Raw genomic sequence first — 11,884 nt, forward strand, 5'->3', positions numbered from 1 at the left:
CAACACAGTGGCGCCGGCGGCCCTGCGCTTACTGCGAAGACATCACGCACATACCTGCAACCGATTCGTTGGTTGCAGGCATGTGCGGATGCGTCAGCATGTAAAGCGAAATCGCACGCTGCGGCACGTGGACGCATTGCACTGCAGCGTGCTGCAGCGTCCCCATCGCCCGTGCGCTGGCGTGCCGGTGCGAGCCGCACGCGCTAACGCTGCTGCTGCGTGACAACAGGGCGGCTGCATGCCGCCCGAAGTGCTCAAACCTGCCAATCGGCGCCGTGACGTTTAACGGCTCAATCAGGCTCGGTCTGGTTGGCCTGCTCATTGAGATAGTGGGTCACAGGGGCACCGCGATATGTGTCGGTCAACAAACCAAGCGCTTTAGCGCGCTTATCCACGGCACGTGTTGCCGCAGGGTCATTCACCATGTCTGCGGTGTGATCCCTTTGTTGACCTTCGCGGACCGCTGCGATGTGATCGGGGTCGGCAGGAATGCGCGCGGCCTGGAATTCGCCGATGCGCTGCTTGACGATCGCGGCGTCTCGGTCGATATCGATGGGCGTTTCCGGCGGCACATCGAGTTCGTTGCCGATATGGCCCCGGGCCAGCATACGATTTTCCAGGATGGCGAGCAGTTCCGCCTCGGGCTGATCGGTCAACAGGCTTTCGCCTTCATCGCGGATGGCGCCGGCGGTGGTGCGCTTGACGCCGAAGCTCTCGCCGCTGAGCTTCTTGAGCTCTCCGAAGTTGCCATAGATGTAGTAGTCCTTGTCGTGGTTGGCGCGCGGCACGGAGAAATCCTCATACCGGTAACTCACAGAGTACGCAGCCTTTGCGTAGGCCGAGTCCGGCTGGCGCATCCGCGCACGCGCCAGTTTCATCGCCTTACCGGCATCGCTGTCGTCGGTGGCGACCGCCTCCACGATCACCGGGCGCATCTTGGTCCAGCTCTCCAACCACTGCATTGCGGTGTCCGCTAGCCCATCCGGGCCAGCTGCCTTGCCCGGGAACAGATCGCGCAGCTGTTCGTTGGCCAACATGCCCTGACTGAAGACGGGCACCACGTTGATCTTGGCAAGCAACCGATCCAGCGCAGCGCGGCGCGGCGCATCCTGCGAGTGCAGCGGGTTGATTTGGTAGCGCTTGTACAAGTTGGACAGGAACTGGTCGAAGCCGCCGGTGTAGTATTTGGCATACACCTTGATCGCTGCTGCTTTGCGCAAATCGGGACGGCGCATCAGCAGCATCGCCACCGCCTCGCCGGTGTCTTCCTTGCAATCCAGCGCCACTGACATCGGCTCGGGCTTTTTCAGCACGTGCTCCAGCATTTGCTCTACGCCGGCGATGGTCTGGTTGGTCTTGACATAGGTTGCGTCTGCCGGATTGCGGATCACCAGCGGCATCTCACGCAATTCTGCAAATGGGATCTGCGATACCAGCCGGTTCTCTGGATCGCCAGTCGTGCGGCCGAGACTGAAATCGTGCAGCAACACCGGGACGCCATCGGCACTGACTTCCACATCCAGTTCCAGGTTGCGATAGCCCTGCAGATAGGCATGATCGATGGAGGAAAGCGAGTTTTCCGGGATGCCGGCATGGTTGTCGAACAGCCCGCGGTGGACCATCACGTCCGTGCCAATCGCGCGGGTACTTGGCGCTTCGAAGTAGTTGTCGTGTACGAGCGAATTCATGCGCTTGCGCAGCAGCGCTTCCTTGCCCTGTAGCAGGCGATGGTCGTTGGCCTTGAAGAACGCAGCGCCACCGTCGCGCGCCGGCACCTCGTGACCGTGGTAGCGCGCGGCTTTCTGCAACTTGCGCCGCGCCGGCGTGCGTGCGGCGGGCTGCAGCCAGTCCGGCGTTGCCAGCCCGTGGCCGGGTAGATCCAGCGCCTTGCCCAGCGCGGTAAGCGCCGCGTCGCTGAAGGTGTCGCCAGACGCAAACGCGCGCTGCAGATTGAAGATGATGCGATCCTGCTGCGCATCGATCAGCACGGGACCGGCCGCCGCACGTGCGCGTGCGGGCAACCCGCGCGACATGGCATTGAATGCAGCCGTATCCAGATACACCGGCTCCAGTGCGCCGGCGGCGAAGCGTGCGGCAATGCTGTCGGGCGTGAGCGCCGCGCCGGCCTGCGCAAGATGCGTAGCGAGCTTGTCTTGCAGTGTCTGCACGGTGATCTGCCGCGCCTGCACTTCGGCCAGGCGCTGCTCTGAGAATTCGCTGTCGAGCGCCACCAAGGCCGGCTTGCCGGTCATCGCGCTGTCGTTCAATGGCACCAGCGGAGGTGTGCTGCCGGCGCGGCGACGCGGACGTTCCCGCAGTGGCGGGGTGTCGCCCTGCATGTGCGGCACCTGCATCGGGGTGCTCGCACTGGTGTGCGTTGGTATCTCCAGCGCGGCGGTGTGGGCGACGGACGGTTGCAGAGGGCCTATACGCATAATGACCTCGAAAACGCGGCGGGCGGCCAGTAGACCGCATGGCATATGACAATTCGCAACCGAGGCGAAATATGCCACCGGTATGCGAAACGCTGCCTGCGGTGCGCACGGCTGTACTGCCGGCCAACGCATGCCTGGTTTCGATGCGTTTCGCACCGCGTGGCGCGCGCATCAGCGCGCATGTCGCCTGCTAGAACAGCGTTTCCTTGAACGGCAGCATGGCCGCGCCCAGCACGCTGGCGTGGGTCGTCACCTGCCCGACTTTCAGCGCCGGATACGGCAATGCAACGCCACGTCGCGGCGCCGGTTCGAAGGCAATGCGGGCGATCAACCGGTGCGCAAGATCGGTTGGCAGGCGCGCGCCAAAAACAATGACACGCGGATCGATCAACGCAATGATTGCCGCCACCGCAAGCGTCACCGTCGGTTGCACCGCATCCAGCCACGCGTCGATTTGCGGCCACGCTGCATCGTAGTGCTGCAGCATGGTGTGCAGGTCCGGTAGCACGTGGCCATCGGCCGCCAGCGCTTGACGCAGGCTTTCCAGCGTTGGCCGCGCCATGCCGGTAATGGCCGAGATGCGCCCCAATTCGCCCACATTGCCGTGCCCGCCGCGACGTACGTGGCCTGCAGCGATCACGCCGGCAGCAAAGCCATCGGCGATCGACAAATACACAAGATCCGGTGATTGGCGGCCAATGCCATACACGGCTTCCGCCAAGGCGGCGCAATGGGCATCGTTGTCCATCCAGACAGGGAGCTGCAGGCATCCGGCGACAAACCGGTCCAGCTCCACCTGCATCCATTCCGCTGCCAGCGACAGGGGCGGATTGACCCGGGTGCCGTCACCGATGCGCGGCCCGGTCATGCTGAGACCGACGCCGAACAGCTGCTGCCGATCCACGCCCGCCGCCATTAGCAACGCCTCCAGCAATGCCGGCAGTTGCGCACGCACCACCGCCAACGTTAGCGGGAAGGCGGTGAACTGGCGCATGCCACGGACCTGCCCGGCGAAGTCGATCAGCACCACCGCGATGCCATCGACCATCAACGACACCCCAACGCTGTATGCATACCCCGGCACCAGACTCACTTGCGCGCTGGGTTGGCCGCGGCCGCGACGCGACGAGGGCCCCAACTGCAGCAGGCCATGTGCCACGAGCGGGTCGATGATGCCCTTGATGCCGGGCACGCTGAGCCCGCTGGCGCGCGGCAGATCCGAGCGTTCGCACTGGCCTGCACGGCGGATCAGATCCAGCAGCAGACGCTCGCGTGGGCTGGCGGCCTGCCCATCGCTGCGACGGCGGTAATGCGAACGAATGGCTGCGTTTGCGAACAAAGAGGGGATGCAGGGAGAAACGTCCGTCGTTGTCATAATCGTTTTAATTAAGCAGCTTAATTTAATCCGCCTGCGGCCCCACGGTGGGGCCAGCCGACGTTGGTATCGTGCCATGCGCCTGTTGCATCCCTATCCCCATTCCCTCCCCCGTCGCCCCGCCCTGTCTGGCCCACCGCATCCGCATGCGCTATCGCTTGCGCTGGGGCTGGCCTTGATCGCTTGGCTTCCCTGGCAGTCCACCGCTGCCGACATGTCCGGCGGAGCCGACGCGCTGACCATGGATACGGTGCAGGTGCGCAACCCGTTCCAGTCGCAGAACACGCGCGCCATCGCCACCAAGCAGGCGGCGCCCACCATCGTGGATTCGGTCGCCGCCGACAGCATCGGGCAATTGCCTGACTTCAATGTGGGCGATGCGCTGCGCCGGGTCACCGGCGTGAGCACGGTCGAGTACCAGGGCGAACCGCGCTATGTGACGGTGCGCGGCCTCAACGGCAACTACAACAGCATGCTGATCGACGGCTTTGCGTTTGCCAGTAACGACATCGGTAGCCGCCAGGCGCTGATGGATGTGCTGCCGGCGAACTTTGTCGACCGCATCGACGTGGTGAAGTCGTTGCTGCCGGAAAACGATGGCGGCGCGATCGGTGGCGTCACCAATCTGGTCACCGGGACCGGCTTTGCCCGCCCCGATGGCCTGCTGACCGCCTCGGCCAAGGGCGGCGCCAACCTCATGGGGAGCCGCTATGGCGGCCGCACGCCAATGGGCGAAGGCGAGCTGAAATGGGGCAAGCGCTTCGGGCGTGACGGTGAGTTTGCGTTTCTGGGTGCGGCCAGCGTTTGGCGCCGTGACATTTCGGTGCCGCAGCAGGAAAACGGCGGCGCCCTGAACTGGTACAACGCCGATGGCACGCGCGCACCGGTGGCCTATGGCGGCACCGGCGCTGCAGTGCCCAGCGAGCGGCGCTGGTACAACTATGACAACACGCGCGAACGCCGCGGCGTGACCGCACGCGTGGATTGGCAGCCGGAGGGTCCGCTCAGCGGGCACGTGTCTGGCTACACGTTCGACCAGCACGAAGCCTCCGACCGCAATACGCAGGCCGCCCAGGTGCAAAACAGCGCGCGCCTGACCCGCAGCGGCCCGGAAAGCGGCACGCTGGATAACCTCAACCAGCTCGTCGAGTTAGGGCAACTGCGCTGGAAGCGCGGGTTGTCCGGCATCAACGGCGAACTGTTGGCCGAGCTGCCCGCCCAGTGGCGCGGCGCGCTGCGGGCAAGCACCTCGCGCGCCACGGTGGACAACCCGCAGACCTGGGACCGCTTCCAGCAGAACCACCTGGCCTACGGCTTCGATTGGAGCGGCACCCTGCCGGCATTCACGGCCTTGAACCCCGCACTGGCCGACGACCCGACCCGCTACGCCAACCTCAACCACCAGCAGGAGCGCACGACCTACGCCGAACGGGTGAGCGACCTGCAACTGGAGCTACGTCGCAACATGGACGAAGACAGCCGGGGGCTAGGACTGGCCTGGGGCCTGCGACAGGTGCGCACGCACATGCAGACCGCGTTCCAGCGCACGACCTGGAGCGGTTTGCCCTATTCGCTGGCCGATGTGCTGGGCGATCCCACCTGCGCCCTGGGTTGCAACGCGCCCATGTTGACCATCGACCCGGACCTGGCCGACGCCCGCTGGGACGCCGCGTCCGGCCAGGCGCGCGGGGTGGTGGACACCACCGCGCAGAACAGCGGCAGCTACAGCGTGGATGAGCAGGTGCGCGCCGGCTTCGCACAAGCACAGTGGCGCGGCGAGCGCTGGCGGTTGACCGGCGGCGTGCGCCTGGAGCAGACCCGCTTTGGCAGCAGTGGCCAGCAATTGAGCGGAACCGTCTGGACCCCGGTCAGCGCGCAGCGCAGCTACCGCAACTGGTTGCCATCGCTGGCCGGCCAGCTGCAGACCAGCGCCAACGGCACCTTGCGCTTTGGTGCCTCGCGCTCGATCGGGCGACCGCGCCTGGACCAGATGGCGTTGAACGGCGGCGTGCTCACGCTGGGCAGCAACCCGCCCACGCTCAACCAGGGCAACCCGGACCTGCAGCCGCGTCGCTCGCAGAATCTGGACCTTGGCCACGACTGGACGTTCGACGACGGCGGCAGCCTGCTGTCGATCGCGCTGTTCCACAAGGCCATCGACAACGAGATTTTCCGTTACGGCCAGCTGCAGAGCATCGACGGCCAGCAGGTGCTGGTCACCCAACCGCGCAATACCGACCGGCCGGTCCACATGCGCGGCGTCGAACTCGGCGCGATCAAGGAACTGGGCCCGTGGCTGCCCGCGCTGGCCGGGCTGTCGGTCGGTGCCAATGTCACCTTCCTGGACGTGGACTACCCGGTGGTCCTGGGCGATGGCAGCCGCACCACCTTATCGGTACTGCCGCAGCAGCCCAAGCAGTTATGGAATCTGACCCTGAATTACGCCCGCGGGCCGCTGCACAGCACCCTGGCCTGGAGCCGTACCGGCGAGCTGTGGGACGACCGCTACCCCAACTACAGCAACCAGCAGGAGTTCTATCGCAACCGCTACCAGCAACCGCTGGACCGTCTCGATCTGAAACTGGCCTGGGATCTCTCGCCCGCGATGGCGGTGAGCCTGGACGTGCTCAATCTGGCCGGCCAGGGCTACGAGTACCGCATCGGCCGCCACCAGGAATACGTGCAATCGGCCTGGAAAATGGCACCCACCGTGATGCTCGGCATCAACGTCAAACTCTGAGGGCTTTCCCATGTCGTCGTTTCTGGACACACGCATCAGTCGTCGTCACCTGATGGCTGCCGCTGGCACCTCGCTGCTGGCCAGCGGCATCCCCGCCCTGGCCAAGACGCCGCCACCGTCGGATGTTGGCCGCAAGTTTTTGCGCTCGCGGCGGCCGATGCCGTTTGCCGGCAATACCTTCGTGGGTCATCTAGAGCAACAGGGCGATGGCTATGACAGCTTCGACCGCGTGCTGAACATCTACCGCGAACTGCCCGAACAGCGCTTCGCCAACAAATTCGCCTTGCTGCCGCCAAGCAGTTATCACGTGACCTTGCTGGGCGGGGTCAACGAGAGCGACCGTGCGCATGGGCCATGGCCAAGCGATCTGACGCGCGACCATGCCTTGGCAGACATCAACGCCGACTATCTGTCGCGAGTGAAAGCGCGCGCTGCGCCGCCGCTGGGCGCTTGCCGCTTCTTGGTCAACCCGACGGCGGCCAAGACCGGCGCTAACGACAATCTGCTGATTCCGTTAAAGCCGGCGGACACACAAACCGCGCAGCGCCTGGAAGCTGCGCGCCAATCGCTGATGACACTGACACGCTTGCAGCGCCCCGAGTACACCAACTTCCAGTTTCATATTTCGCTGGCCTACCTGTGCGACACGCTCGATGCGGCAGAACAAACCGCGTATCGCACGGCGGTGCGCGGCTGGCTCACACAGCTAGCAGCAGCGGGGCCGATCACGGTGCCGCGCTTTCATTTTTGTACGTTCGACGACATGTACGCGTTTCGCACGCTGCATGAGGTCTGAGGATGGGTGGAGGCTGCTACGGGGCTGTGTGAGCTAGACGCGCGCCTCCGTAAAATTCCTCTCCCCTCGGGCGAGAAGGCACGGTACGCGCGTCCTTGCCGCGCGTGCCTTGAGCGCCCGCACTGCAAGCGCCGGCCGTGGCGCGCACAGAGGTTGGGGCGAGGGTACGCAGCGCATCGCGCTGATAGCATCACTCGCATCGGCGCCGGTGGCCGCAAGCTGCGCAGCGAAGTCGCTTGCATCGATATCCAGCCGCCAGGTGGAGATGCTGCCGGGTGCGATACCCGGCCACTTGGTCGCCACATCGCCAGGATGTCGCCCAGCCGCGATCACATGAATCTGTGCCGTTGCCGCCAGCGCACGCACAATGCGCGCACCGAGTGGCCGAAGCCGCTCAACACCACTACCCGATACGCCATCGCCTGCTCGCCGCCTGTGCCTGTGCCTGTGCCTGTGTCTGTGCACAGTATCGGCGAGCGCACCCTCATCTGCGCTCGCGTTGTTGCACGGCTGGCACCCTGCGGCTAACCGTTGATACGCGTCGCGTGGCCGCTTCTCAGTGCTTCGCGCAACACCTTCAACGCCTGCTGCGTGACCAACCTGGATGCGCCAGCCTGCTTGCTTGCCAATGCGGCTTGTTGCCGTGCCAGTGCCTGTTGCTGCTGCGTCAATGCCTGCAGCGCATCGGGCGTTGCAGGTTGCTGCGCTGGCGTGGAGGCAGTGGCCGACGCTGTGCGTGTCGACGCCTGCCGCAGGCGCGGCTCAGCGTGCGCAGACAGCTGCGCGGCGAGTACAGCTTGCCGTTCCTCAAGGCGTGCTGACGTGCGGCCAATCTGGCCTGAGCATCGGCCAATTGCTGGCTGCGCAGATGCGCCACAGCCAGCTGATGGAGCAAGCTTGGATCACGCACCAGCTACTGTTTCCCATCCGCACGAAACCACAGCACGCGTCTTCCATCGCCTGCGTCGCTTCGCGCCGTCTGCAGATCGTCGGGCGTGCCGTGCATCACTCCGCGATCGCCGTGCACCAGCACATAGGCGTCGCCTTCGCCCTGCGTGTTTGCAGTGGCATGGCCGCAGGATTTTTTCATGCCAGCGCGCGGCCGTGCCGGTGCTGCTGCAGCAGCAGGTGCAATGGGTGCGGCGGGTGCGACCGGCGTTGTTGAAGAAATAGCGGGCGCAGCAGGCAACGCCCGCATTGCGTTGGCTGCGGGCACTGCTGAGCCTGCCCCGGTAACTGCAGGCGCGGGCGCCATGAGTGCGACCGGCGCTACCGGAGAGATCGCAGACACGCGCAGTGCAACGACAACCGGTGCGGTTTGCGTAGAAGTCACATCAGGTGCTGCTGGTGCAACCCTTGCCCTGTCCCCGACAGGCGAGATATGCGCGATGGGTGCGACCTGCGCCGATGAAGAAGGTGCAGGTACAGCCAGCGCAGGCGCCGCAGCGGCGGTTGCGATCACGGTGGGGCCGGCGGCTGCGGCAAGGGCCAGCAGCAACGCCGAACGCAGGCACAGCAATGGAACAGTGGTCTGGATCATGTGAGATCTCCACGAAAGGCACAGCGCGTTGAGTGCCGCCTGAGCAGTGCGCATCGGCGGATGGAAACAGCGATCACGCGGCCACGGCGTTGCCGACGCTGCAGACGTCGAGACTCAGCAAATACGGGGCTGTGGCGGCCCGTGGTGATGCAGGTGCTGCCTTTACCGATGCGATGCCAGCGCATTGCGTCGGCAGATGCGTGGCGTCAGGAACTGCGCTGAAACGCAGCGGAAAAAGACCGTGCTCACCGCGCGGTGGCAGCGGACGGTGCTCTGAATCGGCATGTACCACCCGACACTGCGTTGCTGATCTGCCGTCCGCGCCCACCTGACGACTGCGCACGACGTTCTGTTACCCACTCTTACTGCGGCCGCGTGTCTGCCGGCCGTGCACAGCCGGAGGTGGAGTCACGCGGCACACCATGCGTTGCTGCTCCGTGGCCAACGGCACCCATCGCCGCCGTGACGTGCGGTCTACAGCGGCCCGCGATGCTGACGCTCTCTATTGGATCGCTAAAGCAGCAAGCAAGATGGTGCAGGCAGCTACCAGCTGTGGCGATCAGCTGGCGTAATTAGCACGCTATGACGAGATTCGTCGCCGAATCCACGCATGGTCCATGGCGGCTCCTCGTACCGACCGCGCCCGACTGACGGTGAGCGCAGTCGTTTCATCAATGGTTCCTAGCTGCTCTTCGCCCGTTCTGCTTCTGCCTGCGCTTGGTCTGCCTCTGCTTGCGCTTTTTCGGCCTCTACCTGCGCCTGCGCGGCCTCGCGTTGCGCTTGCGCCGCTTGCCGTTGCCCGCGTTCGGCCTCGGCGCGGCCCTGACGAGCGGCCTGCTTGGCCATTTCGACCTGCTGCCGCGACAGCTCGTCTGCTTGGCGCACTGCAGCGGCATACGCGTGTTGCGCCTGACGATGCTGCAGCGCGACTTCGCGAATCTGTTGCTCGGCTTGGCGTGCTTGCTGTTGCGCGTCCTGCTTGGCCTGCGCCAGTTCCGGGCCCAACGAGGCCAGTTGTTCGCGTGCTTCCTGTAATGCGTCCTGGGCTTCCTGCATCCGCTCCTGCTGCAGCTCAAGGTCCTGGTTGTTGGCAGCGAGTGCCTCGTGCACCGCGGCTTGCGCGCCACGGGTGGCATCGCGGCGGATGCGGTCCAGGTCGAGATTCCAGTTGCTGTCCGTTGGGTCCGCATCCTCGTCATGCAGCGGCTCGGCGCCCAGCACATCGGCAATGACACCGTGGGTGGCAGGGGCGGCCGCTTCCGCAGGGGCGGCCGGCAGCGCCGGTGCAGGCAACGCGCTCATCGGCGCTGCTGCGTCTGCAGTGTTGACCTGTGCGCGTGCAGCGCCCGCTGCTGCCGGGGCGGTGACCACAACCGGCTGCATGCGGGCAGACGTCTCCGGTGCGGGCTTGGCTACCAGACGCAGCGGCAGCACACCGCACACCGCTACTGTGGCCAAAATCATCGCGGCGGCCAGCCGTGGAAACGCGCGGGTGTCCTGCAACATCGACAATCTGCGCTTCAAACTAAGAAATGAGGGGGACGCGCTCGCCACGCCGCCGCGTGGACGCGGCGCCACACCCAGTTGCAACAACAAGCGGCCGTACTCATGGCGGCAATGCCGATGCCCGGCGACCACGGCGGCATCGCAGGCGGCTTCGCGGGCGATTGCATACTCGCGCGCGGCCAGATGCACCAGCGGGTGGAAGAAAAACAGGTGCCGCGCCAACGCCGGCAGCAAGCCCCACCACAGATCGCCACGGCGCAGATGGATCAACTCGTGGGTCAGCGCCATGTCCAGATCGTCATCGGCCATGTGCGGCAGCCGTGCAGCAGGCAACAGCAACACCGGTTGCCACGGACCGATCAACTGCGGCGAGTCAATCTGCGACGACAACCGCAGCAACGGCGTGCGCGATAAGCCATGCGCCTCAGCAGCCATCTGCAACGCCTGCACCAAGGCCTGGTCGGTGCAGGGCTGGGCCGCGCGCACCAATGCACGGCTGCGCAGATAGGCGCGCCCCGTGCCGGCCGCCAGCACCAGCACGCCCGCCGCCCACAACGCCAGCAATGCCGCAGCAAAGGTGGGCCAGGCACCGCCCTGCATCGCCTGCGCGGTGGCGCCGGCATGTGCAGCCGTGGATGCCGCGGCAGCGGCAGTTTCCATCGACGCCAGGCTGCCGGTCGAACCCAGCGCAGTGGTCACGCCATGCGCTGGCAGCACCGGCAGCTGCACCGGGCTGCTCCACACCAGGCCAACCACCGCCTGCACACCTACCAACCACCACAACCAGGTTTGCGTGGCCGCTGGCAGGCGGCGCACGCCACGGCACAGCGCCCACACCACCAACACCAGCACCGCGGTCTGCACGCTGGTGGCGCCAAGCTTCCATAACACCGCTTCGATCAGGGGCGACATGACTCAATCCTCCTTGCGCTGCGATTGCAGCTTGGCAACCAATGCTTCGAGTTCGGCCAGTTCGGTATCGCTGACTTCGGCGCGCTGCGACATCCACGCCACAAACGGCGACACCGAGCCCTGCAGGGTCTTTTCGACGAATTGCCCTACTGCGCCTCGCACCACATCGTCCTGCCCCGCGGTGGCGCTGTAGCGGTACATGCCGTCCACTTGCTTGCGACGCAGAAAGCCCTTGGCCCGCAGCCGCTCCATCATGGTCAACACCGTGGAGCGGGCGAGCCCACGCGGCTCACCGAACGCGGCAGCCACTTCGCCCACGCTGGCATGCCGCTGTTCTTCGATGTACTGCAGCAGGGCCAGCTCCTGGTCCCCGATGGTCTTGCCACGCATGCCGCTCTCCCTGACTACAGTTGTCGCTACCGTAGACGTGACTACAGCTGTCGTCAATAGGTCGGATGGCAGGGGTGCGTCTGGAGGTTTGTCGTGGCGTCTGGTTGCCTGGCGAGGCCAGATGCCCTGGGGCGACTTCAGACGTGTTGCGCGCAGCAGCTGAAAGAGGCGCTAGCTGGCTTGGTGCGCT

At 65.4% G+C, this 11,884-nt stretch carries 6 protein-coding genes, 1 other RNA gene and 2 pseudogenes; 3 read left to right on the top strand and 6 right to left on the bottom strand.

Annotation, left to right across the window (positions count from 1 at the left end):
- Positions 1 to 290: 290 nt before the first annotated feature.
- Together avrBs2 and NX05_RS05415 are read right to left on the bottom strand one after the other, a co-directional pair.
- On the bottom strand, positions 291 to 2,435 hold the full coding sequence (gene avrBs2, locus NX05_RS05410; protein ID WP_039437562.1) for a type III secretion system effector avirulence protein AvrBs2: 2,145 nt from the start codon (positions 2,433 to 2,435) through the stop codon (positions 291 to 293).
- Positions 2,436 to 2,625: 190 nt separating this feature from the next.
- Positions 2,626 to 3,783, bottom strand: coding sequence for an ROK family protein (locus NX05_RS05415; RefSeq protein WP_039437556.1), 1,158 nt, complete (start codon positions 3,781 to 3,783; stop codon positions 2,626 to 2,628).
- A 103-nt stretch (positions 3,784 to 3,886) separates the two neighbouring features.
- On the opposite strand from NX05_RS05415, the gene NX05_RS05420 reads away from it, so the two are divergent.
- Both NX05_RS05420 and NX05_RS05425 read left to right on the top strand, forming a co-directional pair.
- On the top strand, positions 3,887 to 6,550 hold the full coding sequence (locus NX05_RS05420) for a TonB-dependent receptor (RefSeq protein ID WP_172645687.1): 2,664 nt from the start codon (positions 3,887 to 3,889) through the stop codon (positions 6,548 to 6,550).
- A 10-nt stretch (positions 6,551 to 6,560) separates the two neighbouring features.
- A complete protein-coding gene (locus NX05_RS05425; protein ID WP_010375372.1) occupies positions 6,561 to 7,346 on the top strand; it encodes a DUF1868 domain-containing protein in 786 nt (261 codons plus the stop codon).
- Positions 7,347 to 7,541: 195 nt separating this feature from the next.
- On the opposite strand, the pseudogene NX05_RS21860 reads toward NX05_RS05425, so the two are convergent.
- Positions 7,542 to 7,834, bottom strand: a pseudogene (locus NX05_RS21860) (saccharopine dehydrogenase); the annotation flags it as partial.
- A gap of 36 nt (positions 7,835 to 7,870) precedes the next feature.
- Positions 7,871 to 8,436: pseudogene (locus NX05_RS05430) on the bottom strand (hypothetical protein).
- Positions 8,437 to 9,169: 733 nt separating this feature from the next.
- Between NX05_RS05430 and NX05_RS21865 the strand changes: the two are divergent.
- A non-coding RNA gene (locus tag NX05_RS21865) (sX9 sRNA) lies at positions 9,170 to 9,244 on the top strand.
- Positions 9,245 to 9,567: 323 nt separating this feature from the next.
- On the opposite strand, the gene NX05_RS05435 is transcribed toward NX05_RS21865, so the two are convergent.
- Positions 9,568 to 11,304 (bottom strand): M56 family metallopeptidase, encoded by a 1,737-nt coding sequence (locus NX05_RS05435; protein WP_039436988.1) that lies wholly within the window; start codon positions 11,302 to 11,304, stop codon positions 9,568 to 9,570.
- Positions 11,305 to 11,307: 3 nt separating this feature from the next.
- Positions 11,308 to 11,694 carry a BlaI/MecI/CopY family transcriptional regulator gene (locus NX05_RS05440; RefSeq protein ID WP_010375367.1) on the bottom strand — a complete coding sequence of 129 codons (387 nt, stop codon included), beginning with the start codon at positions 11,692 to 11,694 and terminating at the stop codon, positions 11,308 to 11,310.
- Between the last annotated feature and the right edge of the window lie 190 nt (positions 11,695 to 11,884).

The sequence above is a fragment of the Xanthomonas vasicola genome, from assembly GCF_000772705.2.
GTDB classification, from domain to species: domain Bacteria; phylum Pseudomonadota; class Gammaproteobacteria; order Xanthomonadales; family Xanthomonadaceae; genus Xanthomonas; species Xanthomonas vasicola.

Excerpts from the sequence above, each read along its gene's own strand:
- NX05_RS05425 (WP_010375372.1), top strand. The coding sequence starts at position 6,561 with ATGTCGTCGTTTCTGGACACACGCATCAGTCGTCGTCACCTGATGGCT.
- NX05_RS05420 (WP_172645687.1), top strand. The coding sequence starts at position 3,887 with ATGCGCCTGTTGCATCCCTATCCCCATTCCCTCCCCCGTCGCCCCGCC.
- NX05_RS05435 (WP_039436988.1), bottom strand. The coding sequence starts at position 11,304 with ATGTCGCCCCTGATCGAAGCGGTGTTATGGAAGCTTGGCGCCACCAGC.
- NX05_RS05440 (WP_010375367.1), bottom strand. The coding sequence starts at position 11,694 with ATGCGTGGCAAGACCATCGGGGACCAGGAGCTGGCCCTGCTGCAGTAC.
- avrBs2 (WP_039437562.1), bottom strand. The coding sequence starts at position 2,435 with ATGCGTATAGGCCCTCTGCAACCGTCCGTCGCCCACACCGCCGCGCTG.